23 protein-coding genes and 1 tRNA gene are annotated in these 26,557 nt (G+C 61.1%); 12 read left to right on the top strand and 12 right to left on the bottom strand.

All coding sequences use genetic code 11. The features are described from left to right. Positions 1 to 2 precede the first annotated feature (2 nt). Positions 3 to 1,970 carry an AsmA family protein gene (locus ACR0NJ_RS08510; RefSeq protein ID WP_480816701.1) on the top strand — a complete coding sequence of 656 codons (1,968 nt, stop codon included), beginning with the start codon at positions 3 to 5 and terminating at the stop codon, positions 1,968 to 1,970. Between the two features lie 23 nt (positions 1,971 to 1,993). Here ACR0NJ_RS08510 and ACR0NJ_RS08505 read toward each other — a convergent pair whose 3' ends face one another. The 4 genes from ACR0NJ_RS08505 to ACR0NJ_RS08490 are packed head-to-tail and all read right to left on the bottom strand — an operon-like array spanning position 1,994 to position 6,553. Next, complete coding sequence (locus tag ACR0NJ_RS08505) at positions 1,994 to 3,490, bottom strand: phosphomannomutase/phosphoglucomutase (protein ID WP_480816700.1); 1,497 nt, start codon at positions 3,488 to 3,490, stop codon at positions 1,994 to 1,996. A 15-nt stretch (positions 3,491 to 3,505) separates the two neighbouring features. Beyond that, positions 3,506 to 4,339: a 3-deoxy-8-phosphooctulonate synthase gene (kdsA, locus tag ACR0NJ_RS08500; RefSeq protein ID WP_480816699.1), complete on the bottom strand. Its 834-nt coding sequence runs from the start codon at positions 4,337 to 4,339 to the stop codon at positions 3,506 to 3,508. A gap of 5 nt (positions 4,340 to 4,344) precedes the next feature. Beyond that, positions 4,345 to 5,916 (bottom strand): KpsE/RkpR family capsule polysaccharide export protein, encoded by a 1,572-nt coding sequence (locus ACR0NJ_RS08495; RefSeq protein WP_480816698.1) that lies wholly within the window; start codon positions 5,914 to 5,916, stop codon positions 4,345 to 4,347. Beyond that, on the bottom strand, positions 5,894 to 6,553 hold the full coding sequence (locus ACR0NJ_RS08490) for an ABC transporter ATP-binding protein (RefSeq protein WP_480816697.1): 660 nt from the start codon (positions 6,551 to 6,553) through the stop codon (positions 5,894 to 5,896). The genes ACR0NJ_RS08495 and ACR0NJ_RS08490 overlap by 23 nt, the downstream gene beginning before the upstream one ends. Positions 6,554 to 6,780: 227 nt before the next feature. Between ACR0NJ_RS08490 and ACR0NJ_RS08485 the strand changes: the two genes are divergently transcribed. Further along, positions 6,781 to 7,368 (top strand): uracil-DNA glycosylase family protein, encoded by a 588-nt coding sequence (locus tag ACR0NJ_RS08485; protein ID WP_480816696.1) that lies wholly within the window; start codon positions 6,781 to 6,783, stop codon positions 7,366 to 7,368. Then, positions 7,361 to 8,149 (top strand): SseB family protein, encoded by a 789-nt coding sequence (locus ACR0NJ_RS08480; RefSeq protein ID WP_480816695.1) that lies wholly within the window; start codon positions 7,361 to 7,363, stop codon positions 8,147 to 8,149. The genes ACR0NJ_RS08485 and ACR0NJ_RS08480 overlap by 8 nt, the downstream gene beginning before the upstream one ends. 36 nt (positions 8,150 to 8,185) lie before the next feature. Here ACR0NJ_RS08480 and yghU read toward each other — a convergent pair whose 3' ends face one another. Further along, on the bottom strand, positions 8,186 to 9,064 hold the full coding sequence (gene yghU, locus ACR0NJ_RS08475) for a glutathione-dependent disulfide-bond oxidoreductase (protein ID WP_480816694.1): 879 nt from the start codon (positions 9,062 to 9,064) through the stop codon (positions 8,186 to 8,188). A gap of 230 nt (positions 9,065 to 9,294) precedes the next feature. Between yghU and ACR0NJ_RS08470 the strand changes: the two genes are divergently transcribed. After that, positions 9,295 to 9,813, top strand: a complete 519-nt coding sequence (locus ACR0NJ_RS08470; protein ID WP_480816693.1) for a YHS domain-containing (seleno)protein — start codon at positions 9,295 to 9,297, stop codon at positions 9,811 to 9,813. A 64-nt stretch (positions 9,814 to 9,877) separates the two neighbouring features. Here the strand turns inward: ACR0NJ_RS08470 and ACR0NJ_RS08465 are convergent, their stop codons facing one another. Continuing rightward, positions 9,878 to 10,546, bottom strand: coding sequence for a J domain-containing protein (locus ACR0NJ_RS08465; RefSeq protein WP_480816692.1), 669 nt, complete (start codon positions 10,544 to 10,546; stop codon positions 9,878 to 9,880). A gap of 228 nt (positions 10,547 to 10,774) precedes the next feature. After that, a complete protein-coding gene (gene metF / locus ACR0NJ_RS08460; RefSeq protein WP_480816691.1) occupies positions 10,775 to 11,641 on the bottom strand; it encodes a methylenetetrahydrofolate reductase [NAD(P)H] in 867 nt (288 codons plus the stop codon). Between the two features lie 94 nt (positions 11,642 to 11,735). On the opposite strand from metF, the gene ACR0NJ_RS08455 reads away from it, so the two are divergent. Together ACR0NJ_RS08455 and ACR0NJ_RS08450 are read left to right on the top strand one after the other, a co-directional pair. Next, entirely contained in the window at positions 11,736 to 12,641 is a 906-nt protein-coding gene (locus ACR0NJ_RS08455; RefSeq protein ID WP_480816690.1) for a LysR family transcriptional regulator, read from the top strand. 98 nt (positions 12,642 to 12,739) lie between these two features. Next, entirely contained in the window at positions 12,740 to 13,525 is a 786-nt protein-coding gene (locus ACR0NJ_RS08450) for an inositol monophosphatase family protein (protein ID WP_480816689.1), read from the top strand. A 9-nt stretch (positions 13,526 to 13,534) separates the two neighbouring features. Here ACR0NJ_RS08450 and ACR0NJ_RS08445 read toward each other — a convergent pair whose 3' ends face one another. Further along, a complete protein-coding gene (locus ACR0NJ_RS08445) occupies positions 13,535 to 14,278 on the bottom strand; it encodes a rhomboid family intramembrane serine protease (protein ID WP_480816688.1) in 744 nt (247 codons plus the stop codon). 42 nt (positions 14,279 to 14,320) lie between these two features. Next, positions 14,321 to 17,719, bottom strand: a complete 3,399-nt coding sequence (gene putA, locus ACR0NJ_RS08440) for a bifunctional proline dehydrogenase/L-glutamate gamma-semialdehyde dehydrogenase PutA (RefSeq protein ID WP_480816687.1) — start codon at positions 17,717 to 17,719, stop codon at positions 14,321 to 14,323. Positions 17,720 to 17,822: 103 nt separating this feature from the next. Between putA and ACR0NJ_RS08435 the strand changes: the two genes are divergently transcribed. From ACR0NJ_RS08435 to ACR0NJ_RS08410, 6 genes are all read left to right on the top strand, one after another. Beyond that, positions 17,823 to 18,311: an Lrp/AsnC family transcriptional regulator gene (locus tag ACR0NJ_RS08435; RefSeq protein ID WP_480816686.1), complete on the top strand. Its 489-nt coding sequence runs from the start codon at positions 17,823 to 17,825 to the stop codon at positions 18,309 to 18,311. Positions 18,312 to 18,314: 3 nt separating this feature from the next. After that, complete coding sequence (locus tag ACR0NJ_RS08430; protein ID WP_480816685.1) at positions 18,315 to 18,899, top strand: tetratricopeptide repeat protein; 585 nt, start codon at positions 18,315 to 18,317, stop codon at positions 18,897 to 18,899. Positions 18,900 to 19,001: 102 nt separating this feature from the next. Then, positions 19,002 to 19,075 (top strand) — tRNA-Gly (locus ACR0NJ_RS08425). A gap of 130 nt (positions 19,076 to 19,205) precedes the next feature. Continuing rightward, positions 19,206 to 21,026 (top strand): ABC transporter transmembrane domain-containing protein, encoded by a 1,821-nt coding sequence (locus ACR0NJ_RS08420; RefSeq protein ID WP_480816684.1) that lies wholly within the window; start codon positions 19,206 to 19,208, stop codon positions 21,024 to 21,026. 160 nt (positions 21,027 to 21,186) lie between these two features. Continuing rightward, positions 21,187 to 23,076, top strand: coding sequence for an acyl-CoA synthetase (locus ACR0NJ_RS08415; RefSeq protein WP_480816683.1), 1,890 nt, complete (start codon positions 21,187 to 21,189; stop codon positions 23,074 to 23,076). 12 nt (positions 23,077 to 23,088) lie between these two features. Continuing rightward, positions 23,089 to 24,012 (top strand): alpha/beta hydrolase, encoded by a 924-nt coding sequence (locus ACR0NJ_RS08410; RefSeq protein ID WP_480816682.1) that lies wholly within the window; start codon positions 23,089 to 23,091, stop codon positions 24,010 to 24,012. A gap of 12 nt (positions 24,013 to 24,024) precedes the next feature. On the opposite strand, the gene ACR0NJ_RS08405 is transcribed toward ACR0NJ_RS08410, so the two are convergent. The 3 genes from ACR0NJ_RS08405 to dtd form a co-directional block, all read right to left on the bottom strand. After that, a complete protein-coding gene (locus ACR0NJ_RS08405) occupies positions 24,025 to 24,861 on the bottom strand; it encodes an alkaline phosphatase family protein (protein WP_480816681.1) in 837 nt (278 codons plus the stop codon). Positions 24,862 to 24,983: 122 nt separating this feature from the next. Further along, on the bottom strand, positions 24,984 to 26,087 hold the full coding sequence (locus ACR0NJ_RS08400) for a glycerate kinase type-2 family protein (protein ID WP_480816680.1): 1,104 nt from the start codon (positions 26,085 to 26,087) through the stop codon (positions 24,984 to 24,986). Further along, on the bottom strand, positions 26,087 to 26,524 hold the full coding sequence (gene dtd, locus ACR0NJ_RS08395; RefSeq protein ID WP_480816679.1) for a D-aminoacyl-tRNA deacylase: 438 nt from the start codon (positions 26,522 to 26,524) through the stop codon (positions 26,087 to 26,089). The genes ACR0NJ_RS08400 and dtd overlap by 1 nt, the downstream gene beginning before the upstream one ends. Positions 26,525 to 26,557: the final 33 nt, after the last annotated feature.

The raw sequence follows: 26,557 nt of genomic DNA, 5'->3' as shown, positions 1-26,557 counted from the left end.
AAATGAAATGGCTGTTGCGCATCCTGTTTATTCTTGTGGCCGTGTTCGGGCTGGTCATCGGCGCGCTGCTTCTGATGCCAGGCGACAAGCTGGCCGCCATCCTGACTGAGCAGGTGCGCGCCGAGACGGGCCGGGACCTGACCCTGTCCGGCGATGTGAAAATTTCCTTCTGGCCGGTCCTTGGCATGGAGACCGGCCCCGTGACCTTTGGCAATGCCGAATGGGCCGGGCCCGAACCGATGCTGAGCGCTGACAGCCTTGCCGTTGGCGTCGATGCCGCCGCGCTGCTGTCGGGCGATCTCAAGATCAAACGCGTGTTTGCCGAGAAGCCGCTGCTTCGGCTGGAACTGTCGCAAGGGCGCGGCAATTGGGAGCTTCGGGTTCCCGTCTCTGGCGCAAATACCTCCGCATCCACTTCTGCTGCTGCAACCAGCGCGGCGACACCCGACACACGTCCGGTGACTTTGGATCGGCTGGAACTGACCGACGCGCGGCTGATCTATATCGAAAACGGCGTAACCAAGATGGATTTCGCGGGGGTCAACCTGTCGGCCAGTTGGCCGGATGTGACCGCCCCGATGGTGATGGCAGCCAATATGGCGGTGCCCGGCGGGGCAGTGCAGGTCGACCTGAAGCTGCCGGACCTGCCTGCTTTTTCTTCCGGCGCTGTCACGCCGCTTGACCTGAAACTGCAAGCCCCAGGCGGAGAGATCGGGTTTGACGGGCGCGTCAACATTGCCGGGGAGATGGACGGCAAGACGCAGGTCGTGGCCAGAAACACCGAAAGGATGCTGGCCGCGTTTGGTCAGGCCGGAGTCAGCGTTCCACTGGGGTTAGGGCGCGTTGCAGATGTCTCGGGGCAGATGACATACACCAAAGATGGCCGTGTCTCGCTGCGGGATATGGTGGCCAAGTTGGATCACAACCGTTTTGTGGGTGAGGCCGATATCGCGATCTCGGACCCGCCGCATATCACGGCCCGTCTGGACGCTGGGGACCTTGATTTGTCCCGGTTTGCCGAACCCGCTGCAGGTTCAGGTGGGGGTTCTGGTGGCGCGCCTTCCTCAGACGATGGATGGTCAACCGACCCAATCGATGCATCCGCCCTTGCCCTGGCCAATGGCAATATCCGCCTGACGGCCAAATCCATCGCTGTGCCTGACTTGACCCTCGGACCCAGCAATCTGACGCTGAGCCTCGACCGGTCTCGCGCGGTTCTGGAAATGCAGCCCGCCACGCTGTTTTCAGGGCAACTGACTGGGCAGGTCGTCGCCAACAACCGCAACGGCCTGTCCGTTGGCGGCAATTTTCAGGCCAGCGGGCTGGATATTCAACAGGCCCTGTCCGCGCTTGCAGATGTCGAGCGCTTCTCCGGCACCGGATCGGGGAGTTTCGAGTTCCTCGGGGTCGGCCAGACCGAGCAGCAGATCATGAACTCGTTGTCCGGCAAGGGGCGTCTGGATGTGGGAAAGGGCGTGATCGCGGGTTTTGATCTGGACCGCCTGATGGGGCAGGGCGGCGGCTCGGGCGGAACCACCGTGTTCAACAGCCTGTCGGGCAGTTTCACCATCGACAAAGGTGTTATGACCAATAATGACCTGCTGATGCTGTTGAACAACTTCCGCGCCGATGGCACCGGAACCGTGGGGCTGGGCGCGCGCAATATCGACTACCTGTTTACCCCGGTTGCCCTGCGCGCCAATTCCGGCAAGGGCATATCCGTGCCCGTGCGCATCGTCGGCCCGTGGAGCAACCCGTCGATCCGGCCGGACCTGACCAAGGTCATCGAGGCCGCCGCCGAGGGAAAGATCAAAGAGCTTGAGGGCGACGCAAAGCAAAAGGTTCTGGATAAGGTCGGCAGCGAGTTGGACACCACGGTCACAGACACCGGTCAGATCGAAGACGCCCTTAAGAACAAGCTTGAGGAAGAAGCCAAGAAAGGCTTGTTGAAGCTGTTCGGCGCCGACTGAGCGGCACCGAACGGGTCCAAAGATCAGATGGTCTGGTCGTAGTCGCCGACACCGGGCTCCGTGCGGATGACGGCATCAATGTCGGCGAAAATCGCGCGCATCTCGGCCTCGCTCTCGCTGCTTTCGCAGACGACAACCAGATTGGGCGTGTTTGACGAGGCGCGCACCAGACCCCAGCTGCCATTGTCCAGAATGACCCGCGCTCCGTTAACAGTGACGACCTCTTTGATGGACCGGCCCGCAAAGGGTTCGCCTGCGTCGCCCTTGGCGACCAGCTTGTCGACCAGCCGGTTCAGGATGTCGTATTTCTCGGTATCAGCGGCATAGGGTGACATCGTGGGGGTGGACCATGTCTTGGGCAACGCCTTGCGCAGGTCCGACATGCTTTTATCCGGGTTGCGGTCCATCAGCTTGCAAATCTCGACCGCCACGCGCATGCCGCAGTCGTACCCGCGCCCAATGGGCTCGGCCAGAAAGTAGTGGCCCGATTTTTCGAACCCGGCCAGAGCGCCTATTTCCTTGACCCGCCGTTTCATATGGCTGTGGCCGGTTTTCCAGTAATCGGCCTTGACGCCATGCGCCTGCAACTCGGGGTCGCTGGCAAACAGGCCGGTGGATTTCACATCCGCTACAAAGGTCGAGCCCGGATGCAGCCGCGCCAGATCGCGCGCCATGATGACGCCGACCTTGTCGGCAAAAATCTCTTCCCCCTCATCATCGACAACACCGCAGCGGTCGCCATCCCCGTCAAATCCAAGCGCCAGATCGGCCCCGCTAGATTTCACGGTGTCGGCCATGTCGTGCAGCATCTCCATGGCTTCGGGGTTCGGGTTGTAGTTCGGGAAGGTGTAATCGAGCCGGTTATGGCTGGGCACGACCTCAACCCCGATCCGTTCGAAAATCTCGGGCGCAAAGGCCGAGGCGGTGCCGTTGCCCGTGGCACACACCACCTTGAGTGGGCGGGACATTTTGAAATCGCCGACCAGATCGTCGATATACGCCTCTTTGACGCCCTCGACGAACTCATACGCACCGCCGGGGCGGGCGACGCCTTCGCCGTTCAGGACGATATCGCGCAGTTCCGACATTTCATCCGGGCCGTGAGTCAGCGGGCGGTCGAAGCCCATTTTTACCCCGGTCCAGCCATTCGGGTTGTGGCTGGCCGTCACCATCGCAACGGCAGGCACATCCAGATGGAACTGCGCGAAATAGGCCATCGGGCTGAGCGCGGGGCCGATATCCTTGACCTTAATCCCCGCCTGCATCAGTCCCAGGATCAGCGCGTTTTTGATCGACAGAGAATAGTCGCGATAGTCATTGCCCACCGCAATCACGGGCGCGATCCCGCGCTTGTGCATCTGGGTGCCAAGCCCCAGTCCAAGGGCGGTCATGCCGGGCAGGTTGATCTCATCGGGGTATTTCCAACGCGCGTCATACTCGCGGAACCCGGTGGGTTTGATCATCGCGTCGCGCAGAAAACTCCAGGTGTTGGGGGTCACCTCAGGCAAAGGTTTGGTCATAACTGGTCTCAATCGTTAAATTTGAATTGGATTCGCTTTGGCGAGCGCATCAAAGCGCATCAATGTGTCAATCAATTGGCCCATCTGATCCAACGGGATCATGTTCGGCCCGTCCGAGGGCGCGGTGTCCGGGTCCTGATGGGTTTCGATGAAAACAGCGCCGATCCCAAGGGACACCGCAGCGCGCGCCATCACCGGCGCGAATTCACGCTGCCCGCCCGAGGACCCGCCTTTGCCACCCGGCTGTTGCACCGAATGGGTCGCGTCCATCACAACCGGATAGCCGGTTTGCGCCATCTGCGGCAGCCCGCGCATGTCTGCGACAAGCGTGTTGTAGCCAAACGAGGTACCCCGCTCTGTCAGCAGGATGTTGTGGTTACCGGTGCTTTCGATTTTCGTGACGATATTCGGCATTTCCCACGGGGCCAGGAACTGGCCCTTTTTGACGTTCACAGCCTTGCCTGTGTTCCCGGCGGCCAGCAGCATGTCGGTCTGACGGCACAGGAACGCGGGGATTTGCAGAACGTCCACAGCCTCAGCCGCGATGGCGCATTGGGCTTCGGTATGGACATCGGTCAGCACCGGGATACCCATTGTCTTGCGGATATCGTCCAGCACTTTCAGCCCGGCGTCGATCCCCATGCCGCGTTTGCCGGACAGCGAGGTGCGGTTGGCCTTGTCGTAAGAGGCCTTGAACACGTATTGCGCGCCGACGGCATCGCAGGCCTCTTTCATGGTGCCCGCGATCATCTGGGCATGATCCGCGCTTTCAAGCTGGCAGGGGCCGGCGATGAGGGTCAGCGGAAGGTCATTGCCGACCGTCAGGTCGGAGATTTTTACATGTTTCATATGTCTTACGAGGATACCTGTTCACGAAGGACCGACGCGGTAAGCGAGATCATCAGGTAAATACCAGCAAACAACAGGAAAGCCAAAATCGTATTTTCGAACTTGCGCGGATAGGTTGGTTCCTGACTGGGTACCGGGTTGACCGAGACGGTCAGATAGCGCACCTGTCGGTTGGCCTCGGTCCGTGTGGTTTCCATGTGTTGCATGGCGGTTTGCAGCATCATGTCGCGGGCAGCCAGATCGGCCTGCGCCATTTGAATCCGGACACTCAGCCGCGCCAGCGAGTTTTCGCCTGCCGAGGCGTCCAGCATCTCGGCATTCAGTTCCGCAAGCACCTTTTCCAGCCGGGCGATATCGGCGCTGACGCCGTCGACCTTGGCCTTGTTGGGGCGCAGGTTGTCATTCAGAGCGGCCAGTTCCAGCTCTTTGTCCTGTAGCAGAATCTCGATCTCATTGATGCGGGCTCGCAGGCCTGCAATCACGTTTTCAGGGTCCAGCACCGCGCCTTGCAATTGCAGTTCAATCAGGTCCTCCTGCGCCTGCCTGCGGGCACCTTGTGCGTCTTCAAAGCCCTGCAGCGCATCGCGCATCTGGTCCGATCGCTTTTTCTCGGACAGGGCATTAATTGTATCTTCGGCATAGGACAAAAGAAGATTGGAAATGCTGACTGCGATGTCCGGGTCCGGGGCTGCGACTTCCATTCGGATAATGCCATCGCTCGGATCATAACCCGTTGTAATCATGCGTTTATACAGTTTATAGGTTTCTTCAAGCGTCGCATTGGGCGACAGGCGCTGGATGGGGTCGATCCACTCCTGCTTGAAAATCTCAGCAAAGCCAATGTCCCGCTCGAGCTTCAGAAGAGCATCCTTGGAATCCAAAAACTCCTGTGTGGCGACCGAGTCCTGTGCCGTGGCATATTGAGTCCCTGCCAGAAAGCCACCAAACGAAGCTCCTGCCCCATCCGCCTGTAATATCGAATAGGCTGAGTCGCTGGCGTACATCGGGGTCGCGATGCGGTAGAAATAGAAACCAACAATGAAGGTCGGCAGGAATACAAAGACAGCCAGACGCGCGAACAAGGCAAACAGCTTGCGGCGGCGACGCTTTGCAATGTCCTTCTGAATCTGGCCGATTTCCAGATTGCGGCGATCTGCCGGGCTCATCTCGGGCCCCGGCAGGTTTTTGGTTTCTTCCCGGATGGTTTGCGGCAGTTGGATATTTACCTTGTCTTTTGCCGCATCCTCGGGCCTTTTCTGCGCGGCCAGATCAAGCAAGTTTGTCCGTTCAAACGGGTCGATGCCCTGTTTCCGCAGCAGGCGCACCGCGTCATAATCCGAGGTTGCCGCCAGCCCGTGTTTCTGCGCCAGCCGTCGGGCGACGCGCAATTGGCGGCCCGTCAGGCCCTCGCGCTTGATCTCATCCAACTCGGTTCCTGCCTGCGTCTCGTTCGCGGCGGCGGGGCCTTGCGTTGCACTGCGGATGCGCGCCATCGCCTCGGACCGCGCTTCGGCGCTGCCCTCGGCCTGCGCCTTGCGCCGCCAGTTGTATTTCTTAACCTTGGGTTTCGTAGTCATATAACTGTTTTGCCTCTTCCAAGGTTTCGAACATGTAAAGCTGCCCGTCCAGCAGAACCGCCGCCTGCTGTGCAAATTTTTCCAGCGTTGCGGGGCTGTGGGACACGATCACCAGCGTCGTGGTCCGCAGCCGTTCCTGCAGGATCGAACCCGCTTTCTTGTTGAACTCGACATCCGTGGTCGAGGGCATGCCCTCATCAATCAGGTACATGTCGAAATCCAGCGCCAGCATCAGCGAAAAGGTGAACCGCGCCCGCATGCCTGACGAATAAGTCGCCAGCGGCTGGTTGAAATACTCGCCAAGGCCGCACAGCCAGTTACAATAGGCCTCAACATAATCCGGGTCCATGCCGTAGATTTTGGCGATGTAACGCGCGTTTTCCAGCGCTGACATCTTGTTAGAGACTCCGCCGGTAAACCCCATCGGGAACGACACGCGGCAGTCACGCCGGATAACCCCTTCGTCGGGTTTCTCAAGCCCGGCCATCATGTTGATCAGCGTGGTTTTTCCGGTTCCGTTGGGGGCCAGCACGCCCAGCGATTTCCCAAGCTCGATCCGGAATGAGACCCTGTCCAGGATCACCTTGCGGCTGGTCCCGGTCCAGAAGGACTTGCTGACATTCTCGAACTCAAGCATTCACGGCCTGCTGCTCATTTTCTTTTTCGCTCTTATGGACGGCGATGAAGCGATAACCTTACCGGCCCATATTGGCCACATTATGTCGAATTTTGAAACAAATGATCAATGCGCTCGGCTTGTGTTGACCAATCTCCCATCGGGTCGGGTGTTGGACGACGGGGACATAGCGCTTATCTGTTTCAGGTACCATGCTCTCACCCTAGTTCAGGAAATCTTGAGATCAGATGAATTCTTTGGCCCGTGAGATCAGCGCCTGCCGGTTATGCGCCGACCAGTTCGCCGAAACAGCCACCGCCCACCAGCCCCGCCCTGTAGTTTGGTTTCGACCGGGTACTCCGATCCTGATCGCTGGTCAGGCGCCCGGCGCGCGGGTGCATGAGTCGGGCCAGCCCTTCACCGACCCGTCCGGGGATCGTTTGCGCGATTGGTTGGGGATTGATGACACGGTTTTCTACGACCGAGCGCGGGTTTCCATCGTACCGATGGCCTTTTGTTTCCCGGGCTATGATGCGCGTAATGCCGACCTGCCGCCGCCCGCGATTTGCGGCAAGACGTGGCATGACAGGGTGATGCAGGAACTGGGGCAGGTGCCCTTGACGGTGCTGGTGGGTGGGCACGCGCATAAATACCATCTGGGTGCGCGCACCTCGGTCACTGAAACCGTTCGGAACTGGCGGGACCATGCGCCGCGGGTCTTTGCCTTGCCTCATCCCTCGTGGCGGAATACGGCATGGCTGAAGAAAAACCCGTGGTTCGAGGCCGAGTTGCTGCCGGTTCTGCGCGCCCGGGTGCAAGAGGTACTGAATGACTGAGACCACGGCGCTGGACACAGCCCATGCCGCGATGACGGCCACCCCACAGGACGATGCCGCCCGACTGAGGTTCTTCGAACGGCTGGCCGATAGCGAGCTGTTCCTGATGCTGACCGCAGAGGCGCAGGGCGACAACATCTCACCCGAGCTGTTTGACGTGGCCGATGGGCGCTTTGTGCTGGCCTTCGACCGCGAGGATCGGCTGGCGCAATTTGCGGGACGTCCAGTGCCCTACGTTGCGCTTTCCGGGCGGGTGTTGTCGGCGATGTTGGCGGGGCAGGGGATTGGGTTGGGGTTGAACCTTGAAACCGCGCCGTCCTCGATGCTGATCCCGTCCGAGGCGCTGGGCTGGCTGGCTGAAACACTACAGCATAGGCCGGAAGAGGTTCAGGAAAGACTTGCGGAACTCCTGCCGCCCGCCGGTCTTCCCGATACGCTTTTGGCGGCTTTGGATGCCAAACTGGCGACGGCGGGCGGTTTGGCGCAAGCGGCTTATCTGGTGGCGACCAAATCGCAGGACGGTGCCGCCGGGCACATGCTGGGGTTCGTAGGGGTGGTCGAAGGCGCAGAACCCGCTCTGGCCAAAGCCGCGTCCGAGGCACTGACCTTTTCAGGCATTGAGGCGGGCGCAATGGATGTCGGTTTCTTCGCACCCGAGGACACTGTCGCCGCGCTGCTGGCCAAAACCGGTTTGCGGTTCGATCTACCGCAGCCCGAGCCGGTCAACCCGGTGCGCGAGGCGCCCGGAAGCAACCCGGACAAACCCCCAGTTCTAAGGTAAACCCACGCGGCACCTATCGCGCCGCGTGGTTCAGTGTCATTCCGCCGCCGGTTCCAGCTTGTCCTGCGTGCGGGTCTCGAAATCGCCGGCCTCGTGACGCTCGTGCAATTGCATGTGGGGTTCGCCAAAGGACCGGTTGACCATACGGCCACGCTGCACTGCGGGGCGTTCGTCGATCATCTTGGCCCAACGCATGACGTTCTTGTAGGATTCAACATCCAGGAATTCGGCCGCGCTGTAGAGACGCCCCAGAACCAGTTGCCCGTACCACGGCCAGATCGCCATATCTGCGATGGTGTAGTCTTCGCCCGCGATATAGGTTTTGTCGGCCAGTTCCCGATCCAGAACATCCAACTGGCGCTTGGCCTCCATCGCGAAGCGGTTGATCGGGTATTCCCACTTCTCGGGCGCATAGGCGTAGAAATGCCCGAACCCGCCGCCCAGATACGGCGCGCTGCCCATCTGCCAGAACACCCAGTTCATGACCTCGGCGCGTTCGGGCCCCGATTTCGGCAGGAAGGCGTCAAACTTCTCGGCCAGATGAAACAGGATCGAGGCGCTTTCGAACACGCGCACCGGGTCCTCACCGGACCTGTCCCACAGCGCGGGGATTTTGGAGTTCGGGTTGGCCCCGACAAAGCCCGAGCTGAACTGGTCGCCTTCGCCAATGTTGACCAGCCAGGCGTTGTATTCAGCGCCTTCATGGCCAAGGGCCAGCAGTTCTTCCAGCATGACGGTCACTTTGACGCCATTGGGGGTGGCCAGTGAATAAAGCTGCAAAGGGTGGCGTCCGACCGGCAGGTCCTTGTCATGGGTCGCACCGGCAATGGGCCGGTTGATATTTGCGAACCGCCCGCCGCTTTCGCTGTCCCATGTCCAGACCGCCGGGGGGGTGTAAGTGGTTTGATCGCTCATGTGGTGCCTTTCTTGCGACTGCCGGGGCCGCGAGCCCGACCTTTCTAGAGCTAATGCCCTAAATGCCAGAGTCCAACCCATCAATCGAGCCAGTTCTGTAATAAACCTCGCATAAAATACCCGTCCCGGTCACAGCGGCGCGAGGGGGACTACGCAGCGGACAGGAATCGCTTATTGTCTTGTCAGTCATGCCGGAACGGCACTCTGAAACAAGTAAAAGGAATGACCCCATGAAACGCTTTGCCCTGTCTCTTGCGACGGCACTGGTATTGGCCGTGCCGGCATTTGCTGGCCCGCAATATGTCGATGGCACCGGGTTTGCCGTGTCGGGCTATGATGTTGTCGCCTATCGCGACCTTGATCAGGCGGCTGTTGGACAAGCCCAGCCCGAAGGTGTGCGCGGCAACGCCGATATCACCGCAGAATATAACGGTGCCACCTGGGCCTTTGCCACGGAAGAAAACCGTGACAAATTCCTGGAAAACCCGGCCTATTACGCGCCGCAATATGATGGCCATTGCGCCTATGGCGTATCGCGCGGCGGTAAGGTTCCGGCCAATCCGAACCTGTGGCGGATCGTCGATGACAAGCTGTATCTGAACATCACCGATGTCGTGGTCGGCTTCTTCGAAGAAGACATCCCCGGCAATATCAACCTGGCCGAAGGCAACTGGCCGGGCATTGAAGGCGCGGCGGCTTCGACCAACGTCATCCCTAAGTTTACCTCGGAAGGCCCCGTGGCCAACTAAGGCGCGGGTCGCCTGCCCCAGCCCGGCTCTCCCCCCGGAAAGAGCCGGGCACTTTCGTGGCCGATCACGCGCTCAGCCAGAATTCGTCACGGGTTTCCTGATCGGCTTCGAACCTGATCCGTACGCTTTTTGCGCCCGGAAATTTTCGTTCCCGGATCGTATCGGGCACGACAACCTCGCCTGAACCGGAATCTTTAGACTGGAAGCTCAGGACTTCGGTTTCGATGGTGCGCCCTCCGGTCAGCACCGAGGTCGGCAGCGCCACGCGGTTTGCACCGGTGCAGACCGGGGTGGTCACGAAATAGGTCAAGTGGCGGCCAAAGCAGCCCACCGCGTCTGGCACGTGATCCGATGCGATCTGTGTCTGATCTTCCGATCCGGCGTCATTTGCCTCGGGGTTATGCGCCAGGGCCCGGTCCGCGCCAAGCATGGCTTTGCAGGTCGCGATATCGTCCTGCGGCAATTCCACAAGACGTTTCTTCAAACGCGGTCTGCGCGGCATCCGCGCCGCAGACCCGGCCGCGCCTTTGACCGTCAGACCTTGCTTGCGCAGGAAATCATAGGCCGCCTTGGCGCGGGAGAAATTCGCACAATTCCCGCTGGTATGATCGGGATGTGCGTGAAAGGCGATCTGTCGCCAGGCGTCCCGGATATCGTCCGCACTGGCATTGGGGTCCAACCCAAGATCCGCCAGCGCATCACGTCGCGCCCTGATCTTATCGACAGGTTCCATAACCAACTCACTCATTAAACAACACAATTTCACTTTGTCGAATGTTGGTGCTTTGTCAAATTTTGCCTGAAATTTAAGCAGTTGCAGAGAACAATGGCGCGGCGGCGCAGGGATTGTCAGCCACGATCAGCAGACCAACGCGCGCGGACGCAGGTGATTTGCCATTGTCGAACACAAAAAACACCCGGACCGCAGGGCGATCCGGGCAAGTACAGGGGAGTTCGGGGCTCAGGCGACGTTTTGCAGTTCGGCCTTGGGCGTGATTCCCAGCGCGAAACACACGTCGCGGGTCAGTTCCGGACGGTTCAACGTGTAGAAATGCAACTTGTCCACACCGCCTTCGATCAGGTCTGAACACAGCTCGGTACAGATTGCGGTGGCCAGCAGGTCTTCGCGATCATCGCGCACCGCTTTTCCGAAGGCATCTTCAAGCCAGCCCGGGACACGCGCGCCGCAGCGCTTGGCGAAACTGCGGGTGCCCTTCCAGTTCTCGATCGGCAGGATGCCGGGCACGATCGGCTTGTCGATCCCGGCCTTGGCACAGGCATCGCGGAAGCGGAAAAAGGTCTCGGCCTCGAAGAAAAATTGGGTTAGCGCCTCGTCGGCGCCAGCATCCAGCTTGGCTTTCAGCCAGTCGACATCCGCCGCCGTGTCGCGGGCTTCGGGGTGTTTTTCAGGGTAGGCACCCACGCGGATGTTGAATTTGCCGGTCTCGGTCAGCGCGGATATCAGTTCGATCGAGTTTGCAAACCCCTCGGGATGCGGCTCGAACCGGTCCTGACCGCTCGGAGGGTCGCCGCGTAGCGCCACGATGTCCTGAACGCCCGCTTTCGCAAAGGCATCGGCAATCTCCAGCGTTTCCTGGCGCGAGGCATCCACGCAGGTCAGATGTGCCGCAACCGGCAGGCCCGAAGATTTGTGCAGGGTCGCAACCGCATCACGGGTCAGTTCCCGCGTGGCCCCGCCTGCGCCATATGTCACCGAGACAAAGCGCGGCTCCAGCGGGGCAAGGGTTTGAACCGTGTCCCACAGGCGGAATGAGGCCTCCAACGTCTTGGGCGGGAAGAATTCAAAAGAGATATCAGGTTTGATCATCGGTGCCTCACTGGATGTGCTTGCGCCCTTGTGCCATGGCAGGCAATGTGAGACAAACTCATATTCTTCAAGAACAACATGAGTCCGATGAAAGATGCATATTGAGTTTCGCCACCTGCGGACGATCAAGGCGATCCATGAATGCGGCGGTCTGGCCCGTGCGGCGGATCAGTTGAACATCACCCAATCCGCGCTGAGCCATCAGATCAAAGGGTTAGAGGATCAGGCCGGGGTCGAACTGTTCCTGCGTCGGTCCAAGCCGATGAAACTGTCCGCCGCAGGCCTGCGCCTGTTGCGTCTGGCCGAACAAATCCTACCGCAGGTCGAGGCGGCGCAGCACGAGTTTTCCTCGCTGCGAGATGGGCGCACGGGCAGGATGCATATCGCCATCGAATGCCACGCCTGTTTCGAATGGCTGTTTCCGGTGCTCGAATCCTTTCGGAAATCCTGGGGCGATGTGGATGTCGATATCCGCCCGGGCCTCGCGTTCGACGCGCTGCCCGCGTTGCAAAAAGAAGAGGTCGATCTGGTGGTCTCGTCGGACCCCGAGGACCTGCCCGGTGTCGAGTTTGTGGAACTGTTCGACTATAACGCCGTGTTCGTCGCGGCCTCGGCGCATCCGCTGGCCGAGAAAGAATTCATCGAGGCCGAGGATTTCCGGGGCCAGACCTTAATCACCTATCCGGTTGAGCGCACCCGGCTGGATGTGTTCAGCCAGTTGCTGATCCCCGCTCGGGTCGAGCCAGCCTCGATCCGGCAGGTAGAATTGACCGCTGTGATCCTGTTACTGGTAGCCTCGAACCGAGGGATTTCGGTGTTGCCCGACTGGGTGGTGCGCGAGGTCAAGTATAACTCGGATTACGTGACGCGCCCGCTCACCAAAGAAGGCATCACCCGCCGTCTTTATGCTGCTGTCCGGACCGAGGATCTGGAAAAACCCTTTGTGCAGGAACTGGTGAAACTGGCCCGGGACGAGGCCCGCAAGCTGCAAGCCCAGTAACAACGTTTTCCGCCGGGCAGCTATGCGCATCATTCCTCTTGGCAAGGGCGCATTGCCCCAGTATACGCGCGGTTTGACCGGACAGGAGCCTTTGGACAATGGTTGGCAGTGCAAACCTCAACATCATGATCAAGGCCGCGCGCAAAGCGGGGCGTTCTTTGGTCAAGGATTTTCGGGAAGTCGAGAACCTGCAGGTGTCGATGAAAGGCGCGGGCGATTTCGTGTCAAAGGCCGATATCGCTGCTGAGGCCATCCTCAAGGAAGAACTTCTGGGTGCCCGCCCGACCTATGGCTGGCTGGGTGAAGAAGGCGGTGGTCAGGACGGTGAAGACCCGACCCGCCGCTGGATCGTCGATCCGTTGGACGGCACCACTAACTTTCTGCACGGGCTGCCGCATTGGGCGGTCTCCATCGCGCTGGAACATAAAGGCAAGATCGTCGCCGGTGTGATTTACGACGCCGCCAAGGACGAGATGTACTTTGCCGAAAAAGGCGAGGGCGCATGGATGAACGACACCCGCATCCGCGTCTCTGGCCGTCATCGCATGATCGAGTCGATCTTTGCGACCGGTCTGCCCTTTGGGGGTCGGGCCGACCTGCCTGCCACGCTGCAGGATCTGGCCCGTCTGATGCCCACCTGCGCCGGTGTGCGCCGCTGGGGTTCCGCTGCGCTCGATCTGGCTTATGTCGCCGCCGGTCGGTACGAGGGCTACTGGGAGCGCCGCCTGAACGCCTGGGACGTGGCCGCCGGGATCATTATTGTCAAAGAGGCAGGCGGGCTTGTGCAATCGCTGAACTCTGACGGCAATGTTCTGGAAGACGGCGATATCATCTGCGCCAATGAGCCGATCTTTGACACGTTCGCCAAGGTGATCCGCGGGTAAACCCCGGCTCTATCTGCGCGGCACCCGGGGGATACGGGATCGGGAGAGCCTGTATTTGGCCTCGGGGTGGGGCGGATGGCCATGCGTGCGGTTCCAGAACTGCGGGCCGCCGCGTTTCAGCCATAGCGGTACGCAAAGAACCAGCCCGACGATGAACCCTCCGGTATGCGCCCAATAAGCCACGCCGCCCTGATCCGGGTTGCTGGCCAGGCTGCCCACGAACTGCATGCCCAGCCAGACCCCCAGCATGACGAATGCCGGGATCGAGAAGACGCGGAAATAGACGATCAGGATCAGCAGGATATCCACCTGCGCCTTTGGGTAGAGCAAAAGGTATCCGCCCATGACGCCAGCGATGGCTCCGGACGCGCCGATTGTGGGGACGGTGGAATAGGGGGCGGTGATCACGTGGATCAGGCCCGCTCCGATCCCGGCGACGAGGTAAAAGAGTAGAAAGGGCAGGTGGCCCATCTCATCCTCAAGGTTGTCGCCGAATATCCACAAAAACAGCATGTTCCCGGCCAGATGCATCCATCCGCCATGCAGGAACATCGAGGTCACGAAGGTCTGGAACGCCAGGCCATCGCTGATCCGCGCTGGGATGATCGCGTAGTCGAAATACAGCCGGTTGATCAGGGGCGCGTCATTCATGATCCCGGCATAGCTGAGGAAGATCAGTATGTTCGCGGCCATCAGCGCGTAAACGACGTAAGGTGTCCGCCCCGAGGGGTTATGGTCGCGAATAGGAAACATGGCGCGACGCTGGGCTTTTCCCTGCCCAGCGTCAAGGTCTGCTTACGCCGCACCCCCAAGAAGGGCCGCGTTGCCGCCCGCGGCTGTGGTATCGACGCACACGTGGCGTTCCCCCAGAACCCGGGCGCGATCCGGCAGGCCGGGGATCAGCGGCAGGATCGGGCCGTTCCGACGCGACAGATGCGCTTCGATCTGACGCGCGGTCTCCTCGTCGCCCCACCAAAGAACCCCCGAGATGCCGGTCAGGTTTTCCAGTCGATGCAGGTCTGTCATCCCGGTCGCCTGAATGGCGGTTCCGCCTAACGCCAACGCGGCCTCAGCCTGCGCGCGGGCGGTGGTCTCGCCGGGTCCCATGCACAGCAGCGGCGGGCGCGGGAATTCCGTCAGCCGGTTCGATTCGCCGGTCGGGCCGGGCAGCAGGCGCGAGGTTTCAGGGGAGGGTTGCCCCTGCGGCGCTGGAATGTCTGCTGTGGCCTCCCATGTCTCGTCCGAGGTCTGACGATCCGGCGCGCAAAACCGGGCCATGTAGTTCGGACCGCCCGCTTTTGGACCGGTGCCCGAAAGACCTTCGCCTCCGAAGGGTTGCGAGCCGACAATGGCCCCGATCTGGTTGCGGTTGACATAGATGTTGCCCGCATGGATGGCCTCGGTCACGTGCTGCACCCGGTCGTCGATCCGCGTGTGAAGGCCGAAGGTCAGGCCGTAGCCGGTTGCGTTGATATCGGCGATAACCTGGTCGATCTCTTGCGATTGGAAGCGGGCGACATGCAGGACGGGCCCGAAAACCTCACGCTCCAGCGCGGCGATGCCGGGAATTTCGATCAGCGACGGGGCAATGAAGGTGCCCTCGGGCGGGAGGCCAAGTTCCTTGAGCACGCGCCCCTCGGCGCGCGCCTTTGCGACGTGATCCGCAATCCCTTGTCGTGCCTGTTCGTCGATCACCGGCCCGCAATCGGTTGCGATCAGCCACGGGTCACCCACCTGCAGCGCATCCATCGCGCCTTTCAACATGGTCAGTACGTCGTCGGCGATATCCTCCTGCAGGTACAGGCAGCGCAGGGCCGAGCAGCGCTGACCGGCGGATTGGAACGCGCTTTCGATGATTGACTGGACGGCTTGTTCCGGCAGGGCGGTGCTGTCGACGATCATCGCATTCAGACCGCCGGTTTCCGCGATCAGCGGCGTGCCGGGGCGCATATTCTCGGCCATCGCCGCCCGGATTTTCAGCGCGGTCGCGGTTGAGCCGGTGAAGGCCACGCCGTTCACCCGATCGTCCGAGGTCAGGGCCGCGCCAACCTCCGGCCCGCCCGGCAGCAGTTGCAGCGCATCGCGCGGCACGCCGGCCTCGTGCAGCAACTGAATGGCCCGATGGGCGACCAGAGGGGTTTGCGGCGCAGGTTTGGCCAGAACCGCGTTTCCGGTGGCAAGGGCCGCCGAAATCTGCCCGGTGAAAATCGCGAGCGGGAAGTTCCAGGGGCTGATGCAGGTGAACAGCCCTGCGGGTTTCGCTTCGGGGATATTGGCGGCGTAGTAGCGCAGGAAATCGACCGCCTCGCGCAATTCGGCCACGGCATCGGGCAGGGATTTCCCGGCCTCGCGCGCCAGCAGGGCAAAAAGCTCGCCATAATGCGCCTCATACAGATCGGCGGCCGCGTTCAGGGCGCGGGCGCGTTCCTCGGCAGGCGCTTGCCACGGGCTTGCCGTGGCCAACGCCAGTTCAACATCTGCCGCGCTGGCCGGGGCAACCGAACCCGGCCTGTCCTGCGGTTGGGTCGGGTTGACAACAGGCTCATCTGCGCCCGGTTTCGCCTTTTCCGACAGCAACGGTTGCGCGTACCAGTGATGTGCCCGGAATGGGTCACGCGCACCATCGATCCGGTCGAGCGTCGGCGTGTGTTTCAGATCGAACCCGACAGAGTTGGGCCGTTCGGGTTGGAACAGTTCCGGCCCCGTTGGCAGAGGGGCAGGGGGCGTCTGAATCGCAACGAAAGGGTCGGCGGCAACCTCCTCGGGCGGCACATTTTCATCGACGATCTGATTGACGAAGGATGAATTCGCCCCGTTCTCCAACAGACGACGTACCAGATAGGCCAGCAGGTCCCGATGCGCACCGACCGGGGCGTAAATCCGGCAACGGGTGGTCTGCTTGTCCATCACGATCTGATGCAGCGTCTCGCCCATGCCATGCAGGCGCTGGAACTCGAACGGCTGATCCTCGGCCATATGCAGTATGGCGCTGACCGTGTGGGCGTTGTGCGTGGCGAATTGCGGATAGATGCGGTCGGTCATGCCCAGCAACTTGCGGGCATTGGCGATATAGGACACATCCGTCGCGGCCTTGTGGGTGAAGACCGGAAAGCCGTCGACTCCCTCAACCTGCGCGCGCTTGATCTCGGTATCCCAATAGGCACCCTTGACGAGGCGCACCATCAGCTTGCGATCATGGCGCTGTGCCATGTCATAGAGCGTGTCCAGCACCAGCCCGGCGCGCGGGCCATAGGCCTGCACAACGATGCCGAAGCCGTGCCAGCCCGCCAAGGCGGGTTCGGCCATGACTTCTTCGATGACCTGCAGGGACAGCGACAGGCGGTCCGCCTCTTCCGCGTCCACGTTCAAGCCCATGCCCGCCGCCTTGGCCAACAGGGCCAGCGCGCGCAAGCGCGGGACCAGTTCATCCATCACCCGTTCTTCCTGCGCCAGTTCATAGCGTGGATGCAGGGCCGACAGCTTGACCGAAATCCCCGGATTGGCGCGGATGTCGTCGTGGGTGCAGGCCTCGGCAATGGCGGCAATGGCGCGCGAATAAGACAGGTGGTAGCGCGCCGCATCAGCCTCGGTCCGGGCGGCCTCGCCCAGCATGTCGTAGGAATAGGTGTAGCCCTTCGCCTCCATCCCACGGGCGCGGTCCATGGCGGACTGGATGGTTTCACCCAGAACGAACTGGCGGCCCATTTCCTTCATCGCACGCCCGACGGCGGTGCGGATTACCGGTTCGCCAAGCCGTTTGATCGCCCCGCGCAGCGCGCTGACGGGTGAGGTTTTGCCCTCGTCCAGAACCTTGCCCGTCAGCATCAGCGCCCAGGTCGAAGCGTTGACCAGCGAGGACGAAGATTGCCCCAGATGCTTGCCCCAGTCGGACGGGGCGATCTTGTCTTCGATCAGCGCGTCGATGGTTTCCGCGTCGGGCACACGCAACAGCGCCTCGGCCAGACACATCAGCGCCACGCCTTCGTCGGTGGACAGGCCGTATTCCGCCAGAAACACCTCCATCATTCCCGGTGAGGTGCTAGAGCGGATGTCGCGCACAAGCTGGGCGGCGGCGTCGCAGATGGCGCTGCGGTCGGCGTCGGTCAGCGCGGATTGGGTGATCAACGCGTCAAGAACGGCGGCTTGATCCGCGTAGGTCTGGGAATCAATCTGGGTGCGCAGGCTGTGGGACATGTCTACTCCGAGGCTTTTTTGCACTATAGCTGCCAATTGCCGGGACAATCGCCCTAAGAAAGTGATACCTTGGGCTAATCGACTGAAATTCAGGTGATAGGCAATGCAAAAAGACTTTCCGGGCCTCGACCGGTTCGATCAATCCATCCTCCGGGTGCTTGCCGAAGATGGCCGCGTGTCCGTCGCGGATCTGGCCCGCCGGATCGGGCTGTCGAAATCGCCGACACAGGCGCGGTTGAAACGGCTTGAGGCAGAGGGGTTCATAACCGGCTACCGGGCCATGCTCGATCCGATTCGCCTTGGGTTGGACCATGTGGCCTTTGTCGAAGTGCGTTTGTCGGACACCCGCGAAAAGGCATTGCAAGACTTCAACATGGCCGTCCGCCGGATTGCCGAGATTGAGCAAGCCCATATGATTGCGTCCAATTTCGACTATCTGCTCAAGATACGTACCGGGTCGATGTCGGAATACCGGGCGGTTTTGGCTGAAAAAATCTCATCGCTGCCGCATGTCGCCAATACCTCGACCTTCGTGGCCATGGAGGCTGTAAAAGAGACCGGTTTGCTGGGGACGCCCGACAGCCCGAGTTGACGGATGCCGATCAAGCGCCATCATTGGGGGATGAAGTGGTTTGCTCCCATCCTGATCGCGCTGGCAACCGCAGCCGAGGCGCAGGACTGCCCCACCGCGCCGGACCATATCGGCGGCGTCGACGCGCTGATTGCGCAGGTTCAGCAGGCCGAGTCGCAAGGCGATGCCCGGCTGATCTCGCAACAGATGTGGGAATTGTGGACCGACGCGCCGGACGCGAAATCGCAGACGCTGCTGGATCGCGGTATGGCGCGGCGCGAGGCGTGGGACCTGACCGGAGCCTTGGGCGAGTTGGATCAACTGGTTGCCTATTGCCCGAACTATGCCGAAGGGTACAACCAGCGCGCCTTTGTGAACTACCTAAGACAGGATTTCGCCTCGGCCCTGATCGATCTGGACGCCGCGCTGGAATTGTCCCCAAACCACGTGGCGGCCATGAGCGGTCGGGCGCTGACCCTGCTGGGCCTGAACCGTCTGGCCGAGGCGCGCGATGCGCTGTCCGATGCGCTTGAGTTGAACCCGTGGCTGTCCGAACGGGCCCTGCTTGCGCCCGGAGGTCCGCTGGAGCCACCGGGTGAGGACATCTGAGCGCCCTCACAGGGTTCAATGACCATCAACCGAAATGACCTGCGGATGCCATTTCGGTTCTTGACGCCCCCCAGAGCATGGATTACTCAGCCCAAACGCTGAGCGGGTATAGCTTAATGGTAAAGCCCCTGCCTTCCAAGCAGGCTATGTCGGTTCGATTCCGTCTACCCGCTCCACCTCAGCCCCTGAAAATCCTGCGTCAAATGGCCCTTGTCGGCCCTTGATTTGTGTCGTTCAGCTTGACCCGGCGAGTTGCTAAAGCCAAGAAGCATGCACCCGGAGAGAAACTCAGCGCAAAGGCCAGACATGGCTAGAAATACAGCCGCCAGCCCAGCGACCGCCCCAGCCCCCGGAGCCAGCGAGGAACGCGCGGGCTCAAAAAAGCTGGGCGTTCTGGCGTCGCTCTGGCCGTTCATGAAGACCTACAAGCTGTTGATGGCGGGGGCGACGCTGGCGTTGATTCTGACCGCCAGCATGACGTTGACCCTGCCACTGGCTGTCCGCCGCGTGGTGGACAATTTCCGCATTCAGGATGGCGAACTGCTGGACTGGTACTTTCTGGCCGCGCTGGGCATTGCGGGCATTCTGGCCGTGGGCACGGGCATCCGCTACGCGCTTGTGACCCGGCTGGGTGAACGCGTGGTGGCCGATATCCGCAAGGCCGTGTTCGACCGTGTCATTGGCATGAGCCCGGAGTTTTACGAACGCATCATGACGGGCGAGGTGTTGAGCCGGATCACCACCGACACCACGCTGATCCAGTCGGTGATCGGGTCCTCGGTATCCATCGCGCTGCGCAACATGCTGATGTTTATCGGCGGGCTGATTCTGATGCTGCTGACCTCGGCCAAGTTGACGGCGATGGTCTTGCTGCTGATCCCGCTGGTTGTCGTGCCGATCCTTGTGCTGGGCCGACGCCTGCGCGCGATCAGTCGCGAAAATCAGGACTGGATCGCAGCGTCCTCGGGCAATGCGGGCGAGGCGCTGGGCGCGGTGCAGACCGTGCAGGCCTTTACCCATGAACAGGCCAGCCGCCGCCAGTTCGGAGAGATGACGGAAACTTCGTACGAAGTTTCCCTGCGCCGCATACAGACCCGGGCGGTGCTGACCGTCATCGTGATCTTTCTGGTTTTTTCCGGCATTGTCGGCGTGCTGTGGATGGGCGCAAACGATGTGCGCAATGGTGTTATGACCGAGGGCGTTCTGATCCAGTTCGTGATCTATTCGATCATCATGGCCGGATCGGTCGCCGCCCTGTCGGAAATCTGGAGCGAACTTCAACGCGCCGCAGGGGCCACCGAACGTCTGGTCGAACTGCTGAACGCGCAAGATACCGTAACAGACCCCGCCAAGGCCGGAGCCTTGCCCGCCCCGGTGCGCGGGGAAATCCGGTTCGAGGATGTCACCTTCCACTACCCGTCACGCCCCGATGTCGTGGCGCTGGATCATATGTCGCTGCAGGTCAGCCCCGGTGAGACGGTGGCCTTTGTCGGCCCCTCGGGTGCTGGCAAGACAACCGTGATCCAGATGATCCAGCGGTTTTATGACCCCAATGCGGGCCGTGTCACGCTGGACGGTCAGGACCTGCGCGATATGGACCGTGCCGATTTCCGCACCCATATGGCGCTGGTGCCGCAGGACCCGGTGATCTTTGCCGCCTCGGCGCAGGAAAACATCCGCTTTGGCCGTCTTGACGCCACAGATGCCGAGGTCGAAGCCGCCGCCCGCGCTGCCGCCGCGCATGAATTCATCGCGAAACTGCCCGAAGGCTATGACAGCTTTGTCGGCGAACGGGGCGTGATGTTGTCGGGCGGGCAAAAACAGCGCATCGCCATCGCCCGCGCCATTCTGCGCGACGCGCCGGTGCTGTTGCTGGACGAGGCGACCTCGGCGCTCGATGCGGAAAGCGAACGCGCGGTGCAGGGCGCGGTGGATCAAATGCGCGCCGGGCGCACCACGCTGATCGTGGCGCATCGGCTTGCGACGGTCAAAAAGGCCGACCGGATCGTGGTGATGGATGCCGGGCGGATCGTGGCGCAAGGCACTCATGCCGATCTGGTGGCACAGGATGGTCTCTACGCCCGTCTGGCCCGTCTGCAATTCACCGACGGCGTCGCGGCGGAATAACCTGACGTAGGGACAGCGCGCGTTTCGTCGCAGCGTCATTCTACTTTTTCCGCCAATCCCTCGCTAAACCCTTGCTTGCGCAACTTCAGATGTGGTCCCATCCCTTTGGACAACAGGACCACGCCGTGCGCGTGGGAGAATAATAACGGGGAGGAGCCACATGGCCTTTGTGGGTCTTGAAGACAAAACACGGATCGAGCAGGAGATGTCCTGGGAGGATCGCGACCTGCCGGTCACATTCCATCAATTGCTGTCCCGGACAGCCGGGAAATTTCCAAACCACAAGGCGATCAGCTTCCAACTGCTGTCAGGGCCCAACGACAAGGCCGAAACGCTGACATGGTCCGATCTTCTGAGCAAGGTCAATCAGGCCGCGAACCTGTTCCGCTCGCTGGGTGTTGGGGAGAAGGACGTGGTGGCCTATGTGCTGCCCAACTGTAACGAAACACTTGTCACGATGATGGGCGGGGCCGTGGCCGGGATCGTGAACCCGATCAACCCGCTGCTTGAACCCGAACAGATCGCCGCAATCCTACGGGAAACCGGAGCCAAGGTGGTGGTGACGCTGAAATCCTTCCCGAAAACGGATGTTGCGCAAAAGGTGGAAGAGGCGGTGCGTCACGCACCCAAGGTCAACACGATCCTCGAGATCGACCTGAACCGGTATCTGACCCCTCCGAAATCCTGGCTGGTGCCGTTCCTGCGCCCGAAAATGGGTGACAAGGAAAAACTGGCCCATGCGGATTACAAGGATTTCAGTCAGGAGCTTGCCAAGCAGCCAACCACGCTGAGTTTTGAGGACAGCACCGAAGACCGCGTCGCCTGCTATTTCCACACCGGCGGTACGACCGGTATGCCTAAAGTGGCGCAGCACAAATACTCGGGCCTGATCTACAATGGCTGGTTGGGTAACACGCTGCTGTTTGACGAAAACGACGTCATCATGTGCCCACTGCCCATGTTCCACGTCTTTGCCGTGCATGTTATCGTGATGGCCGCCGTATCCTCGGGCGCGCATGTGATCTTCCCGACGCCTGCCGGGTATCGCGGCGACGGGGTGTTCGACAATTTCTGGAAGCTGATCGAACGCTGGAAGGTCAGTTTCATCATCACCGTCCCCACGGCGATTGCGGCCAAGATGCAGCGCCCGGTCGATGCGGATATCTCCTCGGTGAAAACCGCGTTCTCGGGCTCCGCCCCGCTGCCGGTCGAGCTGTTCCGACGCTTCGAGGAAGCAACCGGCGTGACCATCGTCGAAGGCTATGGCCTGACCGAGGCCACCTGTCTGGTCTCGTGCAATCCGGTGGATGGCGAGAAAAAGATCGGCTCGATTGGCATTCCTTTCCCCTATACGGATGTCAAAATCCTTCAGGACGGGCCGGATGGGCCGGTGGAAGCGGCGGCCAATGAAATCGGCGAGATCTGCATCTCGAACCCCGGTGTCTATGCGGGCCACACCTATACCGAGGTGGATAAGAACACCAACCTCTATCACTACGACACATACCTGCGCACGGGCGATCTGGGCCGGTTCGACGAAGATGGCTATCTGTGGATCACAGGCCGCGCCAAGGACCTGATCATCCGCGGCGGGCACAATATCGACCCCGCCGAGATCGAAGAGGCTCTGCTGGGCCACGACGCCGTTGCCTTTGCCGGCGCGATCGGTCAGCCCGACGCCTATTCGGGTGAGGTGCCCTGCGCCTTTGTCGAACTGGTCGATGGCGCATCGGTGACCGAGAAAGAACTGATGGACTACTGCCATGTCCACGTGCACGAACGCGCGGCGCAACCCAAACACATGACCATTCTGGACGAGTTGCCCAAAACCGCCGTTGGAAAGGTGTTCAAGCCCGACCTGCGCAAACAGGCGATCACGCGCGTCTATAACGGCGCGCTGGAAACGGCGGGTGTCGATGCGCGGGTGGTGTCGGTTATCGACGACAAGAAACGCGGCCTTGTCGCGCAGCTTGACGCGAACGGCTCCTCCGAGGACGATGTCAGCAAAGTGTTGGGCACGTTCACCCGGCCGTGGGAGTGGGCTGCCTGACCGGGAGGGGCTATGGATTATGAACGTCTGATTGATGAGGACACCTGGGCGTTCATAAGGCGAACGGCTGAAAGCTATCCCGACGACGTGGTCGATCTGCCAATGGCCGAACAGCGCCGCGTCTATGAGAAGCTCTGTCAGGATTTTCGCCAGCCTCGGCCCAAGGGCGTGGAAACACAAGACCGGTCCGCCGATGGCGTGCCGGTCCGTGTCTATACCGCCGGAGACCCCACAAGAACCGTCGTCTATTTCCATGGCGGCGGTTTTGTTTTGGGCGGATTGGACAGTCATGACGATATCTGCGCTGAAATCTGTGCTCAGACGGGGTATCGCATTGTTTCGGTGGACTACCGCCTGTGTCCGGAACATATCCATCCCGCGCAGTTCGACGACAGTCTGGTGGCGGTGAACTGGGTGGCCAGCGAATTCAGGGACCCTCTGGTTCTGGCCGGTGACAGCGCCGGGGGGAACCTTGCCGCTGCAGTCGCTCATGCGACCCGAGGGGATCTGAACCATGTTCTGGGTCAGGTGCTGATCTACCCGCTTCTGGGGGGCAACACCGACAAGGGTTCTTACGTGGATCACGCCCATGCGCCGTCGCTGAGCCGCGAGGATGTTCTGTATTACGAAAAAATCCGCTGTGGTGGAGAGGTGCCGGTAAACGATCCGACATTTGCCCCGCTACAGGATACCGATTTTACAGGCCTGCCGCCGACGGTTGCCGTAACCGCCGACTGCGACCCGCTGCGCGATGACGGCGCGGTCTATTGCGAGAAGATCATCGCAGCAGGCGGGCAGGCGCATTGGATCAACGAACAGGGCCTGATCCACGGCTACCTGCGCGCGCGAACGACGGTAGCGCGCGCCGCCGCGAGTTTTGAACGGATCTCGGTCGCGATTGAGGCGCTGGGGCAGGGCATCTGGTCCTACGACTAGATGTCCCGCGCGTTACCCCAAGAACGGTTCGGCCTTCATCGTGTCCGCAATCGGCGCGCCCAGTCTGCTCAGGATCGTGGGGGCTAGTTGCAACTGGTCGATCACCACATCCGCATCCGGCCCCGTCGCATCGCCAAAATAATACAGCGCTGTTTCCTGCTGCAACGGACTGCGCCCGCCGTGATGCCCGCGCTCGTCCTGACCGTGATCGGCGGTGACGATGACCTCGTACCCCAACTGCCGCCAGCGAGGGATGAAGGGGGCCAGCATCTCATCCATGACGAAACAGGCGTGATCCATCTCTTCGCATTCGTGGAAGAACCGATGCCCCATGCTGTCCAGCGTCGAGGTATGCACGATACCGTAATTCAGCCCGAAGCGCAGGCACAGGTTGGTGAGCTGGGCGAACAGGTCCAGATCGCAGGGCGTCATCTGGTTGGTCTTGCCATAGCCGGTCATGGTGTGGAACCGGCCATGGTTGATGGTCTTGCTGTCCGGTTCGTCATATTCCACGTCGCGCACATAGTCGAAGGGATGACGGTTGAAGAACTGCGACCAGAAACTGTGGGTGACGGCGCCTGTCACGCCTCCGCCCTCGCGCACTTGGCTAAAGATGTCTTTGTGGCTTAGCCGAAAGACGTTTCCGTTGCCGGTGCAGCCATGCTCCTGCGGCGTAACGCCTGTGTGGATCGAGGCATAGCAACTGGCCGAGGTCGACGGCAGGACCGAGCGCAGTTTCCACACCCGCGCCTCGCCCGTGTCGACCCAGCCTTCAAGGTTGCCGAACAGGCGGCGGAAATTGCGCCACGGAACGCCGTCGAGGATGATCAGAAGCAGTTTGCGGTCCATTTGCGGCCCTTTGGTCAGAGGTCTTTCGGCCGACCATAGGCAGGGTCAATCTCCTGCGGTCGCCAATTCGCGCCTGCACTTGTCTGTTTCCGACGCGATCCGATGCTTGGAAAACAGACGGTTTACTGGCGTATCGCCACAACCAAATCCATGACGTTTGTACCGGTCGGCCCAGTGATCAAAAGTGCGCCCGCCTTGTCCAGAAAACTGCCGCTATCTGCCGCCCGCAAAGCCTGGTCCGCGCCATCGCCCCAGGTTGATCCGTCAATGATCCCGCCAGCCGCGTTGGTCGGCCCATCGGTGCCGTCAGTGCCGCCAACGATGACCGTCAGCCCCTCGGTCCCAGATATCTCGCGTGCCAGCGCGAGGGCCAGCGCCTGATTGCGCCCGCCATTGCCGGGGTTTTCCGGCAGAACCACGGTGGGTTCACCGCCAAATACCATCACACCCACCTGCACCTCGCGCAGTTTCGGGCCGAGGCGTGCGGACACCGCAAGATAGTCGTCATGCATCGCCTCTTCATCGGCCAGCACGGTCAGCCCGTCCTCTTTCGCCGCTTTAGCGGCAGCCGCGCGGGCATGGGCGTTCGACGCGATGATCTGCGTTGTGGCCTGAAAATGATACGTTTCCGGCAAAGCACCGATCCCCGATCCGATAACGCCAAGGTCATCGCCCGGCACGTCAGAAATCGCCAGAACGGTCGCGCGCGCGCCTTTGAAATGCGACAGCAGCCCGCCGCCCTTGATCCGCGACAGCTTGCGCCGTTCGGCGTTCATCGCCTCAATATCCAAGCCCTGCGAAAGAAGCTTTTGGTTCAAAGCTTCCAGATCGGCCAGAGACTTTCCGTGGATCAAGTCCTCGGCCAGAGACGACGCGCCGCCGGACACCAGCAACAGCAGATGCGTATTAGGGCCCATGTCCTCGACCGCACGGCGCAGGGCACGCCCACCGGCAAGGCTGCGGTCGTCGGGGACCGGATGCGAGGCCTCGATGACCTCGACACCTTCGGGCAGATCGCGCCCGTGATCGTCCTTGGTCACAACCAGCGCAGGGATATCGCCAAAATGGTCCAACGCGGCGCGGGCCATAGCTGCGGCGGGTTTGCCGACCGCCAGAATCCGGTCCGGTTTCGGAACGCCCGGCAAGGCCGCCTTGGTCGCCGTGAATCCGTCAACAGCCGCCACCCCGGCCCGCCAGAATTTGAGTGCTTGGTCCGCAAGGTTCATCACGTTTCCATCCAGATCGTTACCGGCCCGTCATTGACCAATTCGACGGCCATATCGGCCCCGAATTGCCCCGTTTCGACTGCAATACCATGTGAGCCCAGCGCTTGGGCAAAAACTTCATACAGGTGCTGGCCCTGATCGGGCGGCGCGGCATCGGAAAACCCGGGCCGGTTGCCGCTGGAGGTGTCTGCAGCAAGGGTGAATTGGCTGACCACAAGGGCCGAGCCGCCGATATCCAGAATCGACCGGTTCATCTTGCCCGCCTCATCCTTAAAGATGCGCAATTTGGATATCTTGGCTGCAAGTTTTGCGGCCTGTTCTTCCCCGTCCCCGCGCACAGCGCAGACGAGGATCATCAGGCCCGGCCCCGATTGCCCGATCACGGCCCCGTCGACCGAGACTTTGGCGTGCGAAATGCGTTGTAGTAGGGCGCGCAACGTGATCCTCCGATGGTGTGTGTTGGGTTGGCG

The sequence above is a fragment of the Ruegeria sp. F11 genome (genome assembly GCF_056533855.1).
This window is presented reverse-complemented; position numbering and strand designations above follow the sequence as displayed.